Source organism: Daejeonella sp. JGW-45, assembly GCF_029360805.1.
Taxonomy (GTDB): Bacteria; Bacteroidota; Bacteroidia; order Sphingobacteriales; family Sphingobacteriaceae; genus Daejeonella.
This window is the reverse complement of sequence record NZ_JARKNC010000008.1, coordinates 398,702-419,515: the sequence shown is the minus strand read 5'-3', so window position 1 is coordinate 419,515 and position 20,814 is coordinate 398,702. Positions and strand designations below refer to the sequence as shown.

At 43.2% G+C, this 20,814-nt stretch carries 23 protein-coding genes; all 23 read left to right on the top strand.

Translation table 11 applies throughout. The features are described 5' to 3' along the window. Positions 1-35 precede the first annotated feature (35 nt). The 23 genes from P2W76_RS11365 to P2W76_RS11255 all read left to right on the top strand — a co-directional run bounded on the left by P2W76_RS11365 (position 36) and on the right by P2W76_RS11255 (position 20,680). On the top strand, positions 36-638 hold the full coding sequence (locus tag P2W76_RS11365) for a GNAT family N-acetyltransferase (RefSeq protein WP_276347957.1): 603 nt from the start codon (positions 36-38) through the stop codon (positions 636-638). Between the two features lie 22 nt (positions 639-660). Continuing rightward, positions 661-1,587 (top strand): helix-turn-helix transcriptional regulator, encoded by a 927-nt coding sequence (locus P2W76_RS11360; protein WP_276347956.1) that lies wholly within the window; start codon positions 661-663, stop codon positions 1,585-1,587. A gap of 223 nt (positions 1,588-1,810) precedes the next feature. Then, a complete protein-coding gene (locus tag P2W76_RS11355) occupies positions 1,811-2,686 on the top strand; it encodes an RteC domain-containing protein (protein WP_276347955.1) in 876 nt (291 codons plus the stop codon). A 32-nt stretch (positions 2,687-2,718) separates the two neighbouring features. Continuing rightward, positions 2,719-3,267 (top strand): hypothetical protein, encoded by a 549-nt coding sequence (locus P2W76_RS11350; RefSeq protein WP_276347953.1) that lies wholly within the window; start codon positions 2,719-2,721, stop codon positions 3,265-3,267. A gap of 47 nt (positions 3,268-3,314) precedes the next feature. Next, entirely contained in the window at positions 3,315-3,632 is a 318-nt protein-coding gene (locus P2W76_RS11345; RefSeq protein ID WP_276348373.1) for a DUF4134 domain-containing protein, read from the top strand. Position 3,633: 1 nt separating this feature from the next. Next, the gene (locus P2W76_RS11340) at positions 3,634-3,954 is read left to right on the top strand and encodes a DUF4133 domain-containing protein (protein ID WP_276347952.1); all 321 of its coding nucleotides are present in this window, start codon (positions 3,634-3,636) and stop codon (positions 3,952-3,954) included. A 1-nt stretch (position 3,955) separates the two neighbouring features. After that, a complete protein-coding gene (locus P2W76_RS11335; protein WP_276347951.1) occupies positions 3,956-6,433 on the top strand; it encodes a TraG family conjugative transposon ATPase in 2,478 nt (825 codons plus the stop codon). Positions 6,434-6,435: 2 nt separating this feature from the next. Continuing rightward, entirely contained in the window at positions 6,436-6,801 is a 366-nt protein-coding gene (locus tag P2W76_RS11330) for a hypothetical protein (RefSeq protein ID WP_276347950.1), read from the top strand. 10 nt (positions 6,802-6,811) lie between these two features. Continuing rightward, positions 6,812-7,492 carry a conjugal transfer protein TraI gene (locus tag P2W76_RS11325; protein WP_276347949.1) on the top strand — a complete coding sequence of 227 codons (681 nt, stop codon included), beginning with the start codon at positions 6,812-6,814 and terminating at the stop codon, positions 7,490-7,492. A gap of 31 nt (positions 7,493-7,523) precedes the next feature. After that, positions 7,524-8,141 (top strand): hypothetical protein, encoded by a 618-nt coding sequence (locus P2W76_RS11320; RefSeq protein ID WP_276347948.1) that lies wholly within the window; start codon positions 7,524-7,526, stop codon positions 8,139-8,141. Beyond that, positions 8,125-8,754: a TerB family tellurite resistance protein gene (locus P2W76_RS11315; RefSeq protein WP_276347947.1), complete on the top strand. Its 630-nt coding sequence runs from the start codon at positions 8,125-8,127 to the stop codon at positions 8,752-8,754. The genes P2W76_RS11320 and P2W76_RS11315 overlap by 17 nt, the downstream gene beginning before the upstream one ends. A gap of 11 nt (positions 8,755-8,765) precedes the next feature. Continuing rightward, positions 8,766-9,974: a conjugative transposon protein TraJ gene (gene traJ, locus P2W76_RS11310; RefSeq protein WP_276347946.1), complete on the top strand. Its 1,209-nt coding sequence runs from the start codon at positions 8,766-8,768 to the stop codon at positions 9,972-9,974. Positions 9,975-9,990: 16 nt separating this feature from the next. Continuing rightward, on the top strand, positions 9,991-10,614 hold the full coding sequence (gene traK, locus P2W76_RS11305) for a conjugative transposon protein TraK (protein WP_276347944.1): 624 nt from the start codon (positions 9,991-9,993) through the stop codon (positions 10,612-10,614). A gap of 11 nt (positions 10,615-10,625) precedes the next feature. Further along, the gene (locus P2W76_RS11300) at positions 10,626-10,841 is read left to right on the top strand and encodes a hypothetical protein (RefSeq protein WP_276347943.1); all 216 of its coding nucleotides are present in this window, start codon (positions 10,626-10,628) and stop codon (positions 10,839-10,841) included. A gap of 11 nt (positions 10,842-10,852) precedes the next feature. Further along, entirely contained in the window at positions 10,853-11,986 is a 1,134-nt protein-coding gene (gene traM, locus P2W76_RS11295) for a conjugative transposon protein TraM (protein ID WP_276347942.1), read from the top strand. A gap of 10 nt (positions 11,987-11,996) precedes the next feature. Continuing rightward, complete coding sequence (locus P2W76_RS11290; RefSeq protein WP_276347941.1) at positions 11,997-12,542, top strand: DUF4138 domain-containing protein; 546 nt, start codon at positions 11,997-11,999, stop codon at positions 12,540-12,542. Positions 12,543-12,547: 5 nt separating this feature from the next. Next, complete coding sequence (locus tag P2W76_RS11285) at positions 12,548-13,588, top strand: hypothetical protein (protein ID WP_276347940.1); 1,041 nt, start codon at positions 12,548-12,550, stop codon at positions 13,586-13,588. Between the two features lie 129 nt (positions 13,589-13,717). After that, complete coding sequence (locus P2W76_RS11280; RefSeq protein WP_276347939.1) at positions 13,718-14,956, top strand: SIR2 family protein; 1,239 nt, start codon at positions 13,718-13,720, stop codon at positions 14,954-14,956. Beyond that, positions 14,946-16,700 carry an ATP-binding protein gene (locus P2W76_RS11275; protein WP_276347938.1) on the top strand — a complete coding sequence of 585 codons (1,755 nt, stop codon included), beginning with the start codon at positions 14,946-14,948 and terminating at the stop codon, positions 16,698-16,700. Before P2W76_RS11280 ends, P2W76_RS11275 begins: the two co-directional genes overlap by 11 nt. A 10-nt stretch (positions 16,701-16,710) precedes the next feature. Next, positions 16,711-18,384: an RNA-directed DNA polymerase gene (locus tag P2W76_RS11270; protein WP_276347937.1), complete on the top strand. Its 1,674-nt coding sequence runs from the start codon at positions 16,711-16,713 to the stop codon at positions 18,382-18,384. Between the two features lie 462 nt (positions 18,385-18,846). Next, positions 18,847-19,401 carry a hypothetical protein gene (locus P2W76_RS11265; protein ID WP_276347936.1) on the top strand — a complete coding sequence of 185 codons (555 nt, stop codon included), beginning with the start codon at positions 18,847-18,849 and terminating at the stop codon, positions 19,399-19,401. 45 nt (positions 19,402-19,446) lie between these two features. Then, complete coding sequence (locus tag P2W76_RS11260; protein ID WP_276347935.1) at positions 19,447-19,623, top strand: hypothetical protein; 177 nt, start codon at positions 19,447-19,449, stop codon at positions 19,621-19,623. Beyond that, the gene (locus P2W76_RS11255; RefSeq protein ID WP_276347933.1) at positions 19,580-20,680 is read left to right on the top strand and encodes a DUF932 domain-containing protein; all 1,101 of its coding nucleotides are present in this window, start codon (positions 19,580-19,582) and stop codon (positions 20,678-20,680) included. The genes P2W76_RS11260 and P2W76_RS11255 overlap by 44 nt, the downstream gene beginning before the upstream one ends. Positions 20,681-20,814 lie beyond the last annotated feature (134 nt).

Below are 20,814 nucleotides of genomic sequence, written 5' to 3'. Positions count from 1 at the left end.
TATTAATGAAACAAATTGCTGTAAAATAACGTTTTATGAAGAATCTAACCTATGCTATGATGAAAGCAACCTATAGTGATAAAGCTCTAGTGGTGGATATTCTCGCCCAATCTTTTGATGATAACCAGAGCGTCAATTATATCGTACAACAGGATCAAAATAGATCTAAAAGAATCAAGGCTTTAATGGATTATTCGTTTGAAGTGTGCTATGCTTTTGGTGAAGTTTTTTTGTCAGACGATAAAAAGGCCTGTGCACTGGTGTTATTCCCGGATCAAAAAAGGACAAGCTTTAAATCGATTTTATTGGATGTGAAATTGATACTCTCATCTGTTGGAATAAGTAACATCCAGAAAGCCTTATCAAGGGAAGAAAAAATAAAAAACCTTCAGCCAAAAGAGTTAATGTATTACCTGTGGTTCATTGGTGTAGATCCGAAATATCAAAATACAGGAGCTGGCACCAAGCTACTTAATGAAATAATCGAAGATAGCAGTCGTAAAAAAAGACAAATTTTCCTTGAAACCTCAACTCTCAAAAATTTACCCTGGTATAAGAAATTTGGGTTTGATATATACAATGAACTTGATCTAGGGTATAAGTTGTTCTTTCTTAAACGAGAAGTAGCCACAAAATAAATTAAACCTATCTTGTATAAACATGCTGGTATTCGGTACAGAAATGCACATTGTGACATTTGTTTTCGCTTTGCTCGAAATCATAATGTTCTTTTACCAGCTGATTTATTATCTGTCCAGACCTCAGGATGAGAGCAGAAAATGGTACTTGATTCTACTTTTTCTTCTTATCATTTATAATATAACCGGTGGACTTTTCCCTGATCCAAAACTTAATATTCCGATTATTACTCAGAACATCATTGCCTATGGAAGTGGATTTTTTGCCGCTGCGTACTTTCCATATTACTTTTACAAAGGATTTAACCTTAAAAGACTGCGCTTCCACGCCTTATACGGCGTGCCACTCTTCTTAATCGCCCCCTATATTATATTCTTCGTCATTGCCTATTCTATCAATGGTAATTTGGACTGGGCCATCAAGTATGGCATTATAATTCCATTTTTCTATTCGTTTATACTATTATGGGCCATATTAAGGGCGATAAAGTTGAAGTATACTGAAGATCGCGGCAAAATAAACTTTCTTGAAATGACCGCCGTTTATTGTGCACTACTTCCCTGGGCAACACTAACCATATTCGCTTATTTTCGCGTAGGACAGCTCGCGGAGGTCATTATGACTAATGGTGGATTTGTGATCATTACGGTAATATTCATTACCCGGTCCATAAAGAAGGCGAGGGAAGAGTATGAACAGTTCCTCGAACTGAGTTCGTCAGTGACGCAACCTTATGTGTTCGATAAAAACGTCCAGCTATACCAGCTAACAAACCGCGAGGTAGAAATTATCCAATTTATCCGTCAAGGATTGAAGTACAAAGAAATTGCCAACAAATTATTTATATCCGAAAGGACGGTTTCCACGCACGTTCAGAATGCCTTCGAGAAGACCAAGTCGTCCAATAAGGTTGAGCTCTTACATAAGCTCGATCAACTAAATTCATAAGATTCGTACCCCTTTTTCATCTGTTTTAAGGCAAAATACGTCTTTTTACGTACCTCATTTCGAGCGATTTAGTTGATTTTGCGTATTTACATGCGCCTATATTCTCCCGAACTTTGCCTCTGTAATAAGTTACCGCCTATGGGAGATTATCTACTTGTTCCTGCCTGAAGTGATGTAGTTGTGGCCAGTTAACAGGCAAGGCAGGATTTCTTAACTTCTGTATATGTTAATCGAATTTACCGATAAGCTTTATGCGGGTCTGGAACAGGACATAGAGATCATAGGCTTAAAACATGAAAACAGCACGAAGAAGTTTGCGGAGATCCTAGCGGTAGTTCAGGAAACTCTGAGAAATCTTAGGCAACACGTCATTGAATCCGGCTTTACCGACATCGAAGAAGAGGCTTTCTTCTTCAAAACCATCAAACCGAAATTTTACAGCAAGTACATCTATTTCATCAGCGTATATAATTTTATGCTTCAGCGGCCTATCGGCAGTGATGACGCGCAGCGGGAGTATATTGCTGCCGAACTGTCGGGGCTCAAACGCTTTTTCGACCATAACAATGCATTCTACCAGTATTATCGTTCAGATGCCACCCACCTGGACGAACTATACTTCACACGCGGCCCCTTTCGTATCTGCGGTGAACTGGATGATTGCGAACGGGACGGCACCTATAATACTAGCCACGACTACAAGCTTTCAAAAGTTATTGCCAATGAGCGGTACCAGGATTATCTAAGTCACGAGTTGGCGAAGCTAAATGGCAGTGTTGTGAGCAGTGAAAGTCCGGTCGATATTCCCTTCCGGTGGACATCCAGTAAAACGGATGCCGTAGAACTCATTTACTCATTAATTGCCACCGGTGTGCTTAACAACGGCAATGCCGACGTGAAGAACTTTGTAATTTGGTTTGAGAAGGCTTTTCAGGTTGATCTCGGTAACTACTACCATAAGTATACTGATATGTGCAACCGGAAGAACAATCGGACCATATTCATGGATAAGATGACCGCGGCGCTGATCCGTCGTATGGAGGATCGCGAGGAAGCAAAACCGACAAGTAGTGGTCCGAGACGATTTAACCAATATTAAAAGAAAAACTTTTCAGCCCTCGGTAACGAGGCATGAATAAAAGATTAATGTTCGGCTCAATTTTGTCCCAGCAACTGCAGCAATGGAGCGGCAGTTTAAGAATCAAAGCTATGTTATCCTTTATTTCCTGGCCGCAATATTTTGCGGCCGTCGTGATTATCGGTCTTGCTTATTATGGCATTGTGCTGGTTAAATACTACCGGGGAGAATTGCTAGCGTTTGTCCACCCAAAGCCCGCCTTCCCCGCAACAACAGTCCCCAAGTTCGGTGGTGAAGTGATTGGTAGTATAAAACCTGAACCGGGCGAGTCGTCCCTTAACGCAGAAGATCTTCAGTTCCCCGATGGAGAGCCAACTGCACAGGACGAACTGATAAACGAAATGCGGGGGCTGATCAATGCCTTTAAGGGACTCGACCAAAAAGATGAATTTCTTTCACTCCTAAGCCTGATTTTTTCAAGGTACGCAGGAACTGAAATTGATCGGTTCTCTTTGATCGAGCAGGTTTTGGAAAACGCACATGCCCTTTCCTTTACCGTTGATCAGGCCGAGATCGAAGCGGCCTGGCAAAAAGCTGCTTAGTATTCACCTTAAGATAAAGAGTTATGAAAAACCAAAGATTTGATAAAATGAAGCAGCGAGTATTCGAACTAAGTATTCGTGGTATACAGTCAATCGCCTTTATACTAATTACCGTGCCTTTAATGGCCCAGGATGGAAATGCCGGGATAAATGAAGCTACTAACAAAGTCAAAAGTTATTTCGAAACCGGCACCAATCTGATGTATGCTATCGGTGCGGTAGTAGGACTGATTGGAGCAATTAAGGTGTATCAAAAATGGAATGGCGGCGAGCCCGACACTCCTAAGGTTGCGAGCGCCTGGTTCGGCAGCTGTATCTTTTTAGTGGTCGTAGCTACTGTTCTTCAATCCTTTTTCGGAATTTAACATGGCGTCGGTATACTATATCAATAAGGGTATCAATAAGCCCCTTGAATTCAAGGGATTGAAGGCGCAATACATTGCATACCTCGCAATTGGTCTGGTTTTCCTGCTGATTGCCTTCGCGGTACTTTACCTAATTGGCGTGTCCCTGTACCTGTGCCTGTTCCTTATAGGTGGATCAGGGTTCATCCTCTTCACTCAGGTTTATCGGCTAAGCCATAAATATGGTGAGCACGGATTAATGAAAAAAGCCGCTAAATCAGCCATACCACAATACTTGCGGGTAAGCTCACGCAGAATATTCACTGATTTAAAACGCAAATGACATGGCTGCAAAGATCAATCTTGAAAAGTTGTTGCCCATTCATGCCATAGAGCATGATTGTATGCTTTCTGTGCAGGGCGACATTACGATTGGGTACGAAGTTACACTGCCCGAAATCTTTACGCTGTCAGATTCCGAGTACGAAGCCTTTCACCAGACGATGTTGAAAGCTATCCGTTTATTGCCGCCTCATTCTATTCTGCATAAGCAGGACTGGTTTGTGGCGGACCAGCACGCAGCTGCATTTGAAAAAAATGCAGCGACCTTTCTGTCGAGGTCGAGCGAAAGATTTTTTAACGAACGGGCTTTCCTGAACCATCGGTGCTATATTTTTCTTACGAGAAAGCAGGAGGCACGAAAGCCGGCAAGTTCAGCGTTCACCGGGCTTTTCCGAAAGAGCGTAGTGCCACCTGATTCCCTTAATGTAGGTTTCTTAAACAGTTTTCTGGACAAGTGCGGACAATTCGAACGCGTATTGAATGACAGCGGCCTGGCCAAACTGGAACGGTTAACTGACGATGAGTTGTCCGGAACTACAAAACAGCCTGGCATTCTGGAAAAATATTGCTTCCTGCTGGGCCCTAACGAGAAAGCTGCGATTCGCGACATCCATTTGGCGGACGAAATCAGGATCGGAAGCGAGCATTGCCAGTTGTTTACGCTTGGGAACACCGAAGAACTTCCGGCGTTATGTGGATCCCGCGTCAACTATGATAAATACTCAACCGACCGGACTAAGTTCAGTACCGGATTTTCTTCACCACTTGGGTTGCTGCTGGATTGCAATCACATTTTCAACCAGTATATCTTTATTGGTGATGCTAGCCGGACGATGAAGCGGCTTGAAGCAAAACGCCTGCGGCTTCAATCACTTTCCGCATACTCTCGCGAAAATGCGATTGCACGTGACGCAACACAGGAATTCCTGAATGAAGCGATCAGCCAGGCACGGTTACCGGTGAAAGCGCACTTTAACGTACTTGCCTGGACGGATGATGCGGATAATCGTAAAGAAGTTCGTAACCGCGTTTCATCTGCAATGGCGCAGCTTGACGCAAGTCCGAAGCAAGAAACTGATGGTGCTGCTCAAATCTGGTGGGCAGGTCTCCCTGGCAACGCAGCCGATTTCCCGATGAACGATACGTTCGACACGTTTCTAGAACAGGCTTGCTGTTTCTTGAATGTCGAAACGAACTACCGTTCCAGTATATCTCCCATAGGAATACGCCTCGGCGACCGGCTCACAGGCCATCCTGTTCACGTAGATATATCAGACGAGCCAATCCGGCAAGGAATTACGACCAATCGAAACAAGTTTATACTCGGTCCATCTGGAAGCGGAAAATCGTTTTTCACTAACCACATGGAGCGGAGCTACTTTGAGCAGGGGGCTCATATTGTGATCGTAGATGTCGGGCATTCATACAAAGGTCTTTGCGATATCTCTAAGGGCTATTACTTTACTTACGATGAACAAAGCCCGATCTGCTTCAATCCTTTTCATATCGCCCAAGGCGACATCCTCGACACCGAGAAAAAGGAAAGCCTTAAAACGTTGATCCTTGCCCTTTGGAAAAAGGAGGATGAGTCATTTGGCCGTTCCGAATATGTAGCGCTCTCCAACGCCATTCAGGGCTACTATGAGCTGCTTAACGCCGACTGCGAAATATTTCCATGCTTTAATTCTTTTTACGAATACCTGGGCGGCCCATTTCTGGAAGTTGTCCGGAAAGACAAAGTGAAGGAAAAGGACTTTGATCTCGATAACCTGCTTTATGTACTGGGCCCTTACTATCAAGGCGGCGAGTTCGACTATCTGCTGAATGCAGATAAGAATCTTGATCTGCTGAACCAGCGTTTCATTGTATTTGAACTGGATAACATAAAAGATCATCCCATCCTTTTCCCGGTCGTCACGCTGATCATCATGGAGACATTCATCTCCAAAATGAGAAAGCTGCCAAAAGACGTTCGAAAAACCATCCTGATCGAAGAAGCCTGGAAAGCGATAGCACGCGACGGTATGGCGGAATACATCAAGTACCTTTTCAAGACCGTTCGGAAGCATTTCGGGGAAGCCATCGTGGTTACACAGGACATCGAAGACATTATCAGCTCGCCGATCATCAAGCAAGCGATCATTAACAATTCCGATTGTAAGATCCTGCTCGACCAATCGAAATACCAGATCAAGTTCGACATGGTGCAGGAACTGCTTGGATTGAGCGATAAAGAAAAGGCCCTCATTTTATCTATGAATAAAGCCAATGATCCCAGGCGAAAGTATAAGGAAGTATTTATCAGCTTGGGAGGTCAGGTCTCAAAAGTGTACAGGACGGAAGTAAGTACCGAGGAATACCTCGCCTATACTACGGAATCGTCGGAGAAAGCCAAGGTGCATGAATATGCCCGCAAGCATGGCGGTATAGAGCGTGGCATAGCGGCGCTCGCTAGTGAACTTAACCAAAAATCAGCATAGTTATGAAACAGAAAATGATTGCCCTAATGGTCGTTTCCCTATTCTGCGCCTGCAGGGGCAACGACAACAAGCCTGAGTTCAGCGGGACTTATGTGAAACACGCCGAAGGCGAATACAGTATTGCCGACGATACGCTTGAAATACGTGAGATTAACGAAAACTCGTACAGCATTACGCGAACAACGGGTTATCAGAAAATACGTGAAGGAAAGTTGCTGCCCAAGGAACAGCGCCACGAAGAGCTTACCGCAACTTATAATCCCCAAAGTCAGCAACTACGGGAAAGCAAGCGCGGAAGAATCATCACCATGAAAGACGGTGATAGCGTACTTCGGATGGAATCATCAGAATACAGAAGACTCCCTTAATCGCCTACTTATGAAAAGCATAAAAATAATAGTCGTTCTGGCCGCTTTAACAGTCTTTTCTCCGCTACAGCGGGCGAACGCACAAGTCGGAATACTTGAAGTGATCCGCGCGGGGGTAAAAAAAGCGATCAAAGCCGTCGACTTGAAGATACAGCGGATGCAGAATGAAACGATCTGGCTTCAGAACGCCCAAAAGGTTCTCGAAAATGAGTTATCCAAGCTGAAACTCACTGAAATCGCCGGCTGGACCGAAAAACAGCGAGAACTATACCGGGAGTACTACGAGGAGCTTTGGAAAGTAAAAGCGGCTATTTCTTATTACCAGCGGATCAGGGACATCACAAAAAAGCAAGGGGCACTCGTAGAGGAATACCGGCATGCTTACAACCTTTTTCGTAAAGACCAGCACTTCAAACCAGGTGAATTGGACTACATGGAGAAGGTTTACTCCGGCATCTTAACTGCTAGCGTAAAGAACCTCGACCAAATATTGCTTATTGTCAACTCCTTTAATACACAGATGAGTGACGCAAAGCGCCTGGAGCTGATCAATGCTGCTGCCGACCGGATTGACGAGAACTACAGCGACCTGAGGCAATTCAATAATCAAAATATCATGCTTAGCCTTACAAGGGCTAAATCTGAGCGGGACATTCAACAAACGAGGAGGTTTTATGGAATCGAAAATTAAAAAGCGTTGCCTGAGAACTTTACCATACTTTATGTTTCTGCTTGTCCTGGTAGCTTCCAATATCGCTGTAGCACAAACGGCTGGCGAAATTTTCAATCAGAAGAAAACGCAAAGGCGATACCTTGTTGAGCAACTAGCCGCGCTGAAAGTATATTCCGGGTACCTGAAAAGGGGGTATACCGTAGCTCGCGATGGGATCGGTACCATCCGTAGCATCACTGATGGTGAGTTTACCCTGCATCGAGATTTTCTTGGCTCCCGGAAAGCAATAAGTCCGGCCGTGAAACGAAACGCAAAGCTCTCCGAGATACTGGTAATGCAGATCGAGGTTTTAGCAACGTTCTCGAATCTGCGCAAAACGAAAGGACTCCAGCCGAACGATCTTGAATATGTTTCAGAAGTAAAGCGGCGGGTGGTAAATGACCTCGAAGGGTATCTTGACGATCTCATCTCCCTGACGACCCCATCGGCATACCAAATGGAAGACGAAGAACGGATTGCCCGGCTCAATAGTCTTCACACCAATGTTTTAAGCACTTACCAGTTCAGTGGATCTTTCGCCGCCGATGTTAGGATGCTTGGAGCCAACCGGATAAAAGAACAAAAGTCTATCTACCAGTTAAATCAAGCTTATGAAAACGACAAATAAACGAGCATGGCTAACCAGTTTTCTGATGATCGCTTACTTATCTCCAAGCTTAGGTCAATCGAATGAAATCGAGCAGCTTTTGCTGAATGCCGAAAAACTAACGCAGCTAAAAAATATCCTGACGGACATGAAAAAGGGGTACCAGGTTGTAAGTAAAGGCTATAATGCTGTAAAGGATATTTCAGAAGGCAACTTCAATCTGCATGAAGTCTTTCTCGACGGTATGATGAAAGCCAGCCCCGCGGTTAAGAAATACAGAAGGGTCGCTGATATCATCGTTCTTCAAAAACAGCTGCTTACCGAATACAAGAGCGCTTATAATCGATTCCGTGAGTCGGGGAGTTTTGGCCCGACAGAACTGGATTACCTCGGGAAAGTGTACAGCCGCCTGACGAAAGAAAGTCTACAGAACTTAGACGAGCTCACTACCGTGGTCAGCTCTTCTGACCTCCGGATGAGCGACGATGAACGGCTGCAGTCCATCGACCGGATCTTCGACAGTATGCAGGACAAGCTCAGCTTTCTGCGTGACTTCAACAAACGTAATATCATCCTCGCAATCCAGCGTGATAAAGAGCGGCGAAGCATAGAACGGGTAGAATCTCTTTACTAAATCCCAAAGCCATGAAAATAAAAAAAAATGACCTCCGTCCGCGGGGGAAAGGGGGCCTTATTATCCCATTACTTTTATTTCCAACCCTTTTACAGGCGCAAAACCTGGGCGGAAGCATCCACGGATTGCAGGCGGAACTGGATCGGGTATACCAGGAAATGATCCCGTTATGTTCCCGCTTGATCGGTGTTGGACGTGGGATAGCAGGATTCGCTGCCCTGTGGTATATCGCCTCAAGGGTTTGGCGCCAGATCGCCGCCGCTGAACCAATCGACTTTTATCCGCTGCTTCGCCCGTTCGCCCTAGGTTTGGCTGTACTGATGTTTCCTGCGGTACTTTCCTTAATAAACGGGGTGCTTCAGCCAACAGTCACCGCAACAGGTGGAATGGTTAAGGACTCTAACAAAGCAATCGCTACACTTTTAAAAAAGAAAGAAGAGGCCATTAAGAAGTCAGATGCCTGGCAGATGTATGTAGGAACCGACGGCAGCGGCGACCGCGATAAATGGTACAAATATACGCATCCTGATGATCCCACCGGCGACGATGAGGGAATGTTCGAGAGCGTTGGCAACGACATGAAGTTCGCAATGGCCAAGGCGTCGTACAATTTCCGAAACTCGATAAAAGAGTGGATGAGCGAAGTATTAGAGATTCTTTTCCAGGCAGCATCGCTTTGCATTAACACCATCCGGACATTCTACCTGATCGTACTGGCCATATTGGGCCCGCTTGTATTTGGTTTTGCTGTTTTTGATGGCTTTCAGCATACGCTAACGGTTTGGTTAGGCCGCTACATTAACATTTTTTTATGGCTGCCGGTCTCCAACATCTTTGGAAGCATTATAGGCAAGGTGCAGGAGAATATGCTCAAGCTGGACATTTCTCAGGTCCAATCGTCAGGAGATACCTTTTTTAGTTCCACGGATACGGCATATCTCATTTTCCTGGTGATCGGCATTGTCGGCTATTTCACCGTTCCGAGCGTGGCAAACTACATCGTTCACGCTGGAGGCGGCAATGCGTTGCTGCAAAAGGTGAACACCCTGGTGTCCAGCAGTACACAAACAATCACAGGAACTGCAACCGGAATGGCGCAAGACGTTTTTGGAGGCCGATCCACTACTAGCCAGGGAATGGCCGAACGTTCCGTATCAGACGGATACTTCGCAAACGGCAGCACGAACGACTATCATAAAAATCGCCTCAGCGGCAACTAATCTAAATTCTACTAATATGTTCAGCCAATTAAGAAATATCGACAAAGCATTTAAGCATATCCGCCTGTTCAGCTTTTTGCTCATTCTGGCCTGCGTGCTAATCTCAGGCTTCGCACTAATTAAAAGTTACCAGGCAGTACAAGTGGCGCAGGACCGTGTATACATTTTAGCAGGCGGAAAAGCGCTGGAGGCTTTCGCTTCCGGCAGGAAAGACAACATTCCGGTTGAAGCACGTGATCACGTTCGCACATTCCACCAGTTTTTCTTCACGCTCGATCCGGACGATAAAGTCATTCAGACAAATATCTCGAAGGCACTCTACCTCGGCGATCAATCAATTAAGGCTCAATACGACAACCTTAAAGAAGGAGGATACTATACGAACCTGATCTCTGCGAACATCAGCCAGGAAATAGTGGTAGACAGCGTCGCATTGAATATGGATGAATACCCATATCAGTTCCGTTGCTACGCGATGCAAAAACTCATCCGCGCTACTTCCACGACCAGCAGGAACCTGATAACTGAAGGAACACTGCGAAACGTAAGTCGCTCAGACAACAACCCCCACGGTTTTTTGATCGAACGGTGGGAAATTATCACTAACCGGGATACCACCCTCCAAAACGCAAGACCATGATTTTCCGAAGCATGAAGACATCAGTAAAGCTTACGAGCGGGCAGGAGAAACTAGCCATGCGGATATCCTATTCCCTCGTGCATTGGCAGCGGCGTCTTGCAATGAAAATGAATACAACGATCAATAGCCTGCCTGCACAGCAGCTTAAATTCTGGCTGTTTCTGGTCTGTCTTCTTGGTGGCGGCACTTGCATATACCTGATCGTGACATCGCTTTTTTTCACTTAACAAATATGACTATGAAAACGATTCATTCACAAGCCTATTTAAGGCATCGAAAATTCCTATTGGTTCTTCCTCTTTTGATCACTCCGTTTTTAACCATGGCGTTTTGGGCGCTGGGCGGTGGTCAGACAAGAAATGCCGAGCACGGTGCGAGTCTAGAAACTCGTGGGATCAACACTGCACTACCAGAAGCCAAATTCACCGGGAACGAAAAAGATGATAAGCTTAGCGCCTACGAGGCGTCGCTTAAGGAACTAAACAATTCGAGCTGGGGGGATTCAGTCGGAGAATATTCGTCACAGCCAGGCTTCGATGCTTTGACAAGCAATCCCGCCGATCAACAGGAAGCAGAGATCAGGCAGCGCCTTGCTTTGCTGCAACAAGAGATCAACCGACCACAAGCGCCAACATCTTCACCCTCGCGCAATGTGTCGAGAAGTTCTTCCATTTCGGGTGATGTTAACCGGCTTGAAAGCCTCATGCAATCTATCCAGACCGGCGGGGATGACCCAGAGATGAAGCAGCTCAACGCAGTACTCGAAAAAATCATGGATATTCAGAACCCCGGTCTTGCTAAAGAGCGGTTAAAATTAACTTCCGCAAAGAGTAAAGGGCAGGTATTCGCGGTCCAGCAAGCCACACAGGGTGCCAGTAATCAGAACACGCTGGAGAGCGTTGCCGGAAACGCCGTCAATGCCGTCATTCATCAAGACCAAGATATTGTATCAGGCTCCGTCATAAAATTGCGGCTTTCTGACAGCATTTACGTTGCAGGAAGACTGATCCCTAAAAATGAATTCCTGTTCGGCATCGCAGCCGTTGAGGGCGAAAGACTGAAAATCAATATAGCTACCCTGCGCTATCGGAATGCGATTTTGCCGGTGGCATTATCAGCCTATGACTTAGACGGGCTCGAAGGGCTATACATACCCGGTGCTATAACACGCGATGCCATCAAAAGCGGAACGGAAGAGGCCATTCAAAGCTTGCAGGTTTTATCCATGGATCCGTCGGTTTCTGCACAAGTGGCCGGTGCCGGTATTCAGGCTGCAAAGGGGCTGTTCAGTAAGAAAGCCAAACAAGTACGTGTGAAGGTAAAGGCGGGATACAAACTCCTGCTTCGCGACAATAACCAACGGAACAACTAATCTATCCATTATGAAAACGTATCATTTAATTACGCTGCTCATTCTGCTATTGGCAGGGCGTGCATTTGCGCAGGGCGCAAGCTACGGCCACCCGGCTAACGAGCCTAATGACCCGAAAGTTGTACAATCGGCGAAGGTACCCAGCACAATCGCCGACCTGAAATTTTCCCGCCTCGCCAGAGACAAGGAAGGAAACACTAAGGCCGAATTGAACAACGTACTCATTAACGAAGGGAGCTTTTACTTTAAGCTCCGGCTAAGTAATCGGTCGTCCATTCCTTACGACATCGACTTCATTCGCTTTTACATCCGCGATCTTAAAGCAGCAAAGCGAACGGTCACCCAGGAAGAAGAAGTTTATCCCGATGCGGTTTTCGGACAAGAATCCGCCTCTATAGCACCGGCGGGTCGCCTAATGAAAATCTTCCGATTGAACAAGTTCACCCTGCCGGATGATAAAGCCCTTTTCATCGAATTGTATGAGAAAGACGGCGCTCGCCACATGAGCTTAGAGGTATCGCGCTCCGATATCGAAGATGCACGAACTGTAAGATAGCGATCATGAAATTGCAGAAAGATATACAGACTGAAATAGGCAAACTATTAAAAAGCAAGGCCGATCAGGGTAAGCAATGGGTAGCCTATGAAGAGTGTATGCCGATAACGAGCGCTGATCAGCTACACACTTTCAGCGACCGGTTTGATGCGGCCCAGTTTGCCCACGACAACACGTCAGACTATGACCGGATGACGTACCAATACATCCCGGATATTATTAATCAATTAAACAATAAAGCTATGAATACACAAAATGTTGAGTTTTTACAATCGCAGCTAAAGAACTTTGGCTTCGGCGAGACGCTAAACAAGGATTTAGCGTCAGGTATCCAGAAAGGCCTGAAAGAATTTCAGCTTCAAACCGAGATCCCGCATTTCAATAACCGCATGGACTATACCCTGCACCTGCGTAAATCCGATACTACGGATATGTACTTTATTAACCGGTATGATGCTTCGTTGAAGCATAGCGACGCGTCGCTAGACAAATCCCAAACCTTCTACGTGAACAACGGCTCGTCTATTACGGCGAAGGAGGCGTTTAACCTGCTGGAAGGCCGTGCCGTTCATAAAGAGCTGAAGACGCAGGAGCAGGTTAAATACAAAGCGTGGATAAAGCTGGATTTTGACACCAAAACTGATTCGGGTAATCATAAGATCAAGCAGTTCGGTGAAAAGTACGGCTATGACCTGGAGAAGGCGCTGGATGGTTTTACGATCAAAGAACTTGCGGATCCGAATCAGAAGGTCGACCTGATGCGCTCGCTGGAGCGAGGCAATGTACAATCTGTGACTGTGGTTCGTGATGGCGGCAAGGAAGCGCGATATTTCATAGAGGCGTCACCGCAGTATAAGAATGTGAATGTGTACGATCACAAGATGAATCCGGTTAAGCGGGACACGATTAAGGAGGTTAAGAAGTCGGAGAGTGTTTCGCAAGGTCAGGAGCCGAAGGCGTCGGTGGACAGAAAACAGAACGCCGACCAGAAAGAAGATCCGCTGGTGCAGAATAAGCGGAGCAAAAAGAAAGGTGTTAAAGTTTAGGATTGGGGAGCCCGCGAAAAGCGGGCTTTTTTGCGCTTCGAAGCATAACATACCCGGGCTTTGAAAAATATCTTGTGCGTAAGAGAATCATATACTTTAATAGTAAATTAGAGAAATCAATTAAAACTTATGCCTGTACCAGATAAAATAGTAACAAAGTTTTTTATTTCTGCACAACAGGAAATTTCTATCGAGGTGACTAAAGATCATGATGATATTGTACAATCGACTATTCTGGTTAATGGGTTACCTTACGAGTTTGTTGATGAAGCTCCAGCGACTAACGAAGAAAAAATTGCATTTGCAGATAAGCTAAAACGTGCAGCTTACTCATCCTTCTTAAAATCTCATTTCGAAAATTTGATTGTGTTGACCGGTGCTGGATCATCCGTAGGTTGGGGAGGTAAAACTATGAAAGAGTTGTGGGAGAAGGTAGAAGCAAAGTTAACTAGCCCGGTACTCGAGAAGTTTTGTAAAGCTGTAAAATTCATTCCGGAAGATACAGTATTTGCGAATCTTACTGATGCGGACAAAGATTTAGAAAGGCTGCTTTCTAGAGCAAGTACTGCCAAAAGCTTTGTTGAGACAGACTTTGATATAACAGATACCATTAAAATATGTGAGAAGGAGATTTGCACTAATTGCAAAATAGATTTGCAGGATGACTCTCCGCACGAATCTTTCTTAAATAAGATTACCAATCGAAAGCTCAAAGACCCCCGAGTAAAAGTGTTCACACTCAACTATGACACTTTATTTGAACAGGCCGCAGTTAAAGGCAACTTTACTGTCATTGATGGGTTTTCATTTTCGTCGCCAAGAACCTTAAGCGGAAGAAATTTCGATTATGATATAGTGTACCGGGAAAAAAGCAGGATTAAGGAAGAAGAGAGCTTTGTACCAAAGGTTTTTCATTTATACAAACCACACGGTTCTATTAATTGGGAGCTAACAAACGAGGAAAGGATCGTTATAAATGATTTAACCGAAACCCCTTTGATGATCTATCCTAAGGATAGTAAATATGAAAACTCATATGATCAACCGTTTTTTGAAATGATGTCAAGGTTTCAGCATAACCTGCGGAAGGACAATGTATTATTGATCTGTGTGGGATTTAGCTTAAATGATAAACATATTGTAACGGCCATTAAGGAAGCCGTCAGCCAAAATCCAAGTTTCAGAGTGCTAATTGTAAACCGGTCGATACGAGATTCAGAAGAAATGCAGTGGTTTATCGACAAGGCAAATAAGCAATTTAATGTTACTATAGTTGCTGAGGAATTTAAAGATTTCGCTCAGAACTATCCTACTTCCAAAGTATATACTGAAGCGTTTAATCCGGCACCTGCTAAAAATGGACTTTAGAAAGCCTTTTGACCATAATTATTTTATTGGCTATATCAGCCAGGTCTTTCCTGACTTCGTCAGGGTTCATTTCCCCTCTTCTGTGCTACTTAATAAATTTATTTTTTCCGGAGAGGAATTTAATGCGGGGTTAGTAGGTAATTATGTTACGATTGAAGGGGAAAATCATGGCTTTCTCGGAAAAATATTGGAGTTATCCCTTCCTGAAAAGGAACGGTTGGTGTTAAATGAAAACGATTTTCAGCGAAAAGACTTTCATCCAGCGGGTAAAATCGAAATCCTGCTTTCGTTCGACTACTTTAATGTTGAAAAGGTAAATAAGGGCTTAAGCTGTTACCCGAATATTGGTTCAAAGGTATTCGTTTGTACATCCGAATTTATCCAAACCTATTTTAAGAGATTTGGATTAAAAGAGGATAGCGCTGCAAATGCTCCCTTATTTGATTTCGGCAAATTAACATCTGATAATACAACCTCGATAGAGGTGGCGCAACAAGCGCTATTTGGACGTCATTGTGCAATCGTTGGAACAACCGGAGGTGGTAAAAGCTGGACCCTCAGTAAGTGTTTAGAGGAAACTATTAGGCACAACGGAAAAGCCATTTTAATAGATGCTACGGGTGAATATGCTTCATTCGATGGCAAAGAGAAAATTGCAGAAAGCTCAATAATCGGGGAGAATAACTTTTTCCATTATTCCAATCTTAGCATCGAAGATATTTTCGTATTACTTAGACCAAGTGGCCAAGTTCAGGCGCCAAAACTGCTTGATGCAATAAAATCATTAAAAATACTTGATGTTTTAAGAAAGAACGTTGATGATGATAATATTAAGCAATTAGAATCAGGTTCTTTTAGTATTAAAATTAGCGATGGGAACTATGAAGAAATTAAAGTTCACAATGGTATAATAAAGAAATCAGGAGAAAAAAAGCGACCATACAATCGTATTTATAGAAGATTTATCAGCGTTATCGAAGGTGATTTGGCTGATTTTGATATCAGGCAGTTATCCGATCAAATTACAGCAGAATGTGTTTGGGATAATGAAAATTTGGCATGGGGAGGTAAGCAAGATACCCATTTAAATAACTGCATAAGCTTAATATTACGGGCTAATAGTCTGCTTCATAACCAAAGTTTTGATAAAATTTTTGGGATGAACAAAGATAAATCAGACAATAATGAACTTATAAAAAATATAAACAAGTTTATAGACAGCGACGATTGTCTTTTTAGGATAGGATTCGAATCAGTTGGATTCGACTTCCAAATCAGAGAGATTTTAGCCAATGCTATAGGTAAATATTTGCTAATGACTTCGCGATCTGGTAAATTCAAGACTAAGCCTTTAGTTTTATTTATTGATGAAGCACACCAGTATTTAAATAAATATGTCAAGGATGAGTATTTTGAATTGACCCGTTTGAGTGCTTTCGATCAAATAGCCAAAGAATGCAGAAAGTATGGATTGTTTTTATGCTTGGCAACCCAAATGCCTAGAGATATTCCCGCTGGCACACTGAGTCAAATGGGGACGTTTATCGTCCACCGGCTAATAAATCCTTATGACAAGGAAGCGATTGAGAATGCGTGTTCGTCTGCAAGCAGAAACTCATTATCATTTTTACCAATATTGGGTGAAGGAGAAGCAATTTTAATGGGAGTTGACTTTCCTATGCCTGTGATTTTGAAGGTGAATCGGCCTAGCATCGAGCCAAATTCTAAAACTCCGCAATTTTAGGCTCTACCTGATGGAAATAAATGATTTAATTAAAAAGGGATATTTTCCGGAAGAGATTTTGCCTCCTTTCACAAGTGATGACTTATTAATTGTTGTTGATGAGGTCATCTTAAACTTAGATGCTTTTGATCCGGTAGAAAAGCGTAAAAAGAAACTAATTACAAAGCTTCTTCCATTTTCAACTCCTAAAATTAAAGGATATCGTCGAAACTTAGCTATTCCACACCCACTTCATTACATAAGGCTTTCAAATACAATTGTAAATGACTGGATATCTATTGTTGATCATTGTAATAAATCTAAAATTTCAGTTTCAAAACTTAGAGTAAAAAAAGATACTTTACGAGCTCTGGTTAAACCTAGTTTTGATCTATATATCAAAGAGAGAATAATTCGTTCTACAGGATATAGATTCCTTTTAAGAATCGATATCTCTCGCTGCTATAATTCAATCTATACTCACAGTATCCCCTGGGCACTACACACAAAAGTTATATCCAAAGCCAAAAGAGACCGATTGGCCTTATTAGGAAATGCACTGGACGAGGATAGCAGGAAAATACAAGACGGACAAACAGTTGGAATTCCTATTGGACCGGATTCCAGTCGGATAGTATCAGAAATCATCCTTTCTGCGATAGATGTTGAGTTGGATAGTGTATTAAAGTATTTAACAGGTATTCGGATAATCGATGACTATTTCTTGTATTTTAAAAACCTGGGCGATCTTGAGATCGCTCGTGCTGTCATACAACGAACGCTGAAGGAATTTGAGCTTGAATTAAATCAGAGCAAGGAGAGGATTGTAGAGTTGCCCGAAGTAATAGAAAGTGAATGGTTTAATAACTTAAGGGAATTTCGATTTCGGAATGATTGGCGCGCTCAAAGAAAAGACATAATATCTTTTTTTGATAAGACATTTTCTTACGCTAAGAACTTCCCAGACGACTTAGTATTAACGTACGCTATGTCGAAATTGAGGGCTACAATTTTTCACATCAAAAATTGGAGCATCCTGCAATCACTTTTACTGAATTCCCTTATTATCGAGCCTAAAATCCTTCCATATATAGCGCAAACATTGATTAGTTACGATAGCAAGGGCTATCCCTTAAATGAAACTATTATAAATAGCGCTTTAGAAGAGTTTATTTTGTTCCATTTATCTTTAAATAATGATTTTGAAGTATCATGGGGGCTTTGGATTCTTAAGTCTTTATCAATTACAATTTCAGAAAATGTTGCAACCCAGCTCTCTAAAACAAATAATTCAGTCGTAGTCTTAGTTGTTCTTGATCTTCAGCAATCTGGGTTAATACCTGCCGGTTTAGATACCAGTGAATGGGAATCTCTTCTCTCTGCAGAGAGTTTATATAGTGAGAATTGGTTATTGGCTTATGAAGCTAAACAAAAAGGATGGCTTACTACACCCGTCGACTATATATCTAAAGATCCGTTTTTTAAGATGCTTAAAGATAATGATGTACAATTCTATAAGCCGGAAAGGCAACTAGATTTGACAAAGGTAAGAGTTACGTCTGCCTCATTGTCTATTGGAGAGTTTATTAGCGATGATGAGGCTGAAGCTGAGGAAGAAGAACCGGAAAGTGTTTTTGAAGCCATTTCTCCTGTCAAAGCAAGATCCCCATTTTCTGATGAAGGGGAAGACTTGCCATTTATCTAAGCGTATTCATAAAAAGCGAAAGTGGGTAAGGTACAACGATCGCCACAGAACTTAATTCTATTCTATTTTGCCTTAATGTGCAAGGATTAAGCTGCTCGGTCCCAGCCTATCTTAATTCTTTCAAAAAACGGGTGAACAAATAATCGTGTTTAACTGGTAAAAGTTGTCCTTTATCACCCCCATTTCTTTTTGTATAACGAGGGTTTGAAAAATGCTTTAGCATCAGTACCCAGCCCTGTCCTTTTTGGCTTTTGCTGAGGCAAAGTTATACCTCTTCGGTCGGCAAGGCCGAGCCCTCTGGGTTTGAACAAAAAAATCTCCACGCCTTCGGGTAGTATTTTTTCGCCGCAAAGCCTTGCCTTCCCAGGCCCCCGCTCAAATTTTTTGCCTCTATCAAAAGCCAAAAGTGGTTTCTGCCAAATGGCTTTTTAACAAATTTTTAATCACTAAAAAACCAGTAACATGGAAACAAAAATCAAAAACCGCCCAAATGTGCCAGGCGCACAGGCAAAAGGAAACAGTGCAAATGCAGCAGAAGTAAAAAGTAACGGGGCTCTACCCACAGCCAAAGCGGAGGAAAAGAAGGTTGAAGGAACTGAAAATGTTGGGAAGCCGGAGCAAACAAAAGTTGAGGTAAAACCGGAAAATACCCAACAGAGAGCCACCGAACAACCACAAGCAGAAGCAAAGCAGGAAGCAAAAGCAATTGTGCCGGCGCTTAATTTGGAAGCAACATTAAAGGTTGTTCATGATTTGCACCGCCGTAGTATTCAACGGGATAATTTATTGAACCGAATCGGACAACTCGAAGCCTTTGAAATTTCGCTTATTGAAGGTGGCGACGAGTTGGAAAGCAATCATTTTCAGGGTTGCAAGCTGACTATTACCGACGATAAAGGCAAGCAGTTCACCACCAATACTGCCGGACTTATCCGCATGGTATCACAATTCATTTATGATGCTTGCATTGAAAAATTGCAAGACATCGAAGCCAACATTGTATTTCCACATGCGTAGCTCTTTGCCCCTGCCAAGTGCAGGGGCAATATTTAATCCTTAAAGATGATCGAATTATTTATTGAGATAACCGACCTGGTGTTTTGGGAGGGTTATACCGAACAACTATCGAGAGAATACCCTGAGCGGTTTAGCATCGATTTTAACGAGTTTTTAAACACCTATCAATTTTGGAATTATGGCACATCTAATAAATTTCAACGAAAAGACCGGAAAGCATAGTTTCTTTTCTGTCAAAGAAAAAGCATGGCACGGATTAGGACAAATTGTATCAGAATATCCTAGTAGCGCCGAAGCCATTAAATACGCTGGACTTGATTACACCGTCGAGAAACGGCCATTATTTACTTACGATACGGAAAACCACCACGCCGACCCCGAAACTGATATTATCATTCCGGAAATCGACGTGCCGGATTATTATGCTACCGTGCGCACCGACACCGAACAGGTGCTAGGTGTGGTAGGAAACGATTATGAAGTTATTCAGAATACCAGTGCATTTTCATTTTTTGATACAATCGTTGGGGGACAAGAGGGAATATTATATGAAACGGCCGGGGCATTGGGGAAAGGGGAAAAGATTTTTATTACTGCGAAGTTGCCGGGATACATTCGGGTAGGTTCTGACGATTTAATTGAGAAATATTTATTTCTTACAACTTCTCATGATGGGTTTGGAAGTATAACGGCAGCGTTTACACCAATCCGTATTGTTTGTAACAATACATTAAATGCTGCTTTGGGTAACATGACGAACGTTATTAAAATCCGCCATACCGCTAGCGCACAGGATAAGTTGAAAGAGGCTCATAAAATCATGGGTATTTCCAACAGCCTTACGACCGAACTCGACGGGATTTTTAACCGTTGGTCAAAGGTTCGTATTACAGATCAAGCGGTTTTGAAATTGGTTCAGCAAGCAATGGCGCCATCTAAGGAGGTATTGCAAAATGTTTTGAATGGTAATGAAGATCAATATTCGAGCTACTTTAAAAACCTTTGCCAGGACATTTGCGAATATGCGTTCACTAATAACACGCAACAGACTGAGACCACAAGAGGAACATTGTTTGGAGCGTATAATGCTGTGACTGGATATTTTCAAAATGTAAAGAACTATCAAGACGAGGAGACTAAAGTTAAATCCATTCTTTTTGGTAACGGACTTACTAAGTCACAAAATGCATTTAGGCTATGTTCAGAATTTGAGCGCATCGGCACCGGTAGCCTTTTCTCAGCTAATGCGGGAACTAGGTCGATAAACTTCAACTGTTAAAAATAGGAATCGCTATTTTCCCGCGGATGTAAGTCCGCGGGTTTTAGATCGCGGGAAGCGCCCGACCCTTACGGGCACGGGCGCTGATCATTTTTATAGCCGGCAAGATTTTAACTAGCGATCATTCTCTCAAT

Bases quoted from the DNA above. Each gene is read 5' to 3' on its own strand.
- P2W76_RS11315 (WP_276347947.1), top strand. From the start codon at position 8,125: ATGAAAACGACAAATAAACGAGCATGGCTAACCAGTTTTCTGATGATC.
- P2W76_RS11275 (WP_276347938.1), top strand. From the start codon at position 14,946: ATGGACTTTAGAAAGCCTTTTGACCATAATTATTTTATTGGCTATATC.
- P2W76_RS11285 (WP_276347940.1), top strand. From the start codon at position 12,548: ATGAAATTGCAGAAAGATATACAGACTGAAATAGGCAAACTATTAAAA.
- P2W76_RS11300 (WP_276347943.1), top strand. From the start codon at position 10,626: ATGAAGACATCAGTAAAGCTTACGAGCGGGCAGGAGAAACTAGCCATG.
- P2W76_RS11335 (WP_276347951.1), top strand. From the start codon at position 3,956: ATGGCTGCAAAGATCAATCTTGAAAAGTTGTTGCCCATTCATGCCATA.
- P2W76_RS11325 (WP_276347949.1), top strand. From the start codon at position 6,812: ATGAAAAGCATAAAAATAATAGTCGTTCTGGCCGCTTTAACAGTCTTT.
- P2W76_RS11330 (WP_276347950.1), top strand. From the start codon at position 6,436: ATGAAACAGAAAATGATTGCCCTAATGGTCGTTTCCCTATTCTGCGCC.
- P2W76_RS11340 (WP_276347952.1), top strand. From the start codon at position 3,634: ATGGCGTCGGTATACTATATCAATAAGGGTATCAATAAGCCCCTTGAA.
- P2W76_RS11345 (WP_276348373.1), top strand. From the start codon at position 3,315: ATGAAGCAGCGAGTATTCGAACTAAGTATTCGTGGTATACAGTCAATC.
- P2W76_RS11365 (WP_276347957.1), top strand. From the start codon at position 36: ATGAAGAATCTAACCTATGCTATGATGAAAGCAACCTATAGTGATAAA.
- P2W76_RS11260 (WP_276347935.1), top strand. From the start codon at position 19,447: ATGATCGAATTATTTATTGAGATAACCGACCTGGTGTTTTGGGAGGGT.
- P2W76_RS11360 (WP_276347956.1), top strand. From the start codon at position 661: ATGCTGGTATTCGGTACAGAAATGCACATTGTGACATTTGTTTTCGCT.
- traJ (WP_276347946.1), top strand. From the start codon at position 8,766: ATGAAAATAAAAAAAAATGACCTCCGTCCGCGGGGGAAAGGGGGCCTT.
- P2W76_RS11320 (WP_276347948.1), top strand. From the start codon at position 7,524: ATGTTTCTGCTTGTCCTGGTAGCTTCCAATATCGCTGTAGCACAAACG.
- P2W76_RS11270 (WP_276347937.1), top strand. From the start codon at position 16,711: ATGGAAATAAATGATTTAATTAAAAAGGGATATTTTCCGGAAGAGATT.
- P2W76_RS11290 (WP_276347941.1), top strand. From the start codon at position 11,997: ATGAAAACGTATCATTTAATTACGCTGCTCATTCTGCTATTGGCAGGG.
- P2W76_RS11255 (WP_276347933.1), top strand. From the start codon at position 19,580: ATGGCACATCTAATAAATTTCAACGAAAAGACCGGAAAGCATAGTTTC.
- P2W76_RS11280 (WP_276347939.1), top strand. From the start codon at position 13,718: ATGCCTGTACCAGATAAAATAGTAACAAAGTTTTTTATTTCTGCACAA.
- P2W76_RS11265 (WP_276347936.1), top strand. From the start codon at position 18,847: ATGGAAACAAAAATCAAAAACCGCCCAAATGTGCCAGGCGCACAGGCA.
- P2W76_RS11355 (WP_276347955.1), top strand. From the start codon at position 1,811: ATGTTAATCGAATTTACCGATAAGCTTTATGCGGGTCTGGAACAGGAC.
- traM (WP_276347942.1), top strand. From the start codon at position 10,853: ATGAAAACGATTCATTCACAAGCCTATTTAAGGCATCGAAAATTCCTA.
- traK (WP_276347944.1), top strand. From the start codon at position 9,991: ATGTTCAGCCAATTAAGAAATATCGACAAAGCATTTAAGCATATCCGC.
- P2W76_RS11350 (WP_276347953.1), top strand. From the start codon at position 2,719: ATGAATAAAAGATTAATGTTCGGCTCAATTTTGTCCCAGCAACTGCAG.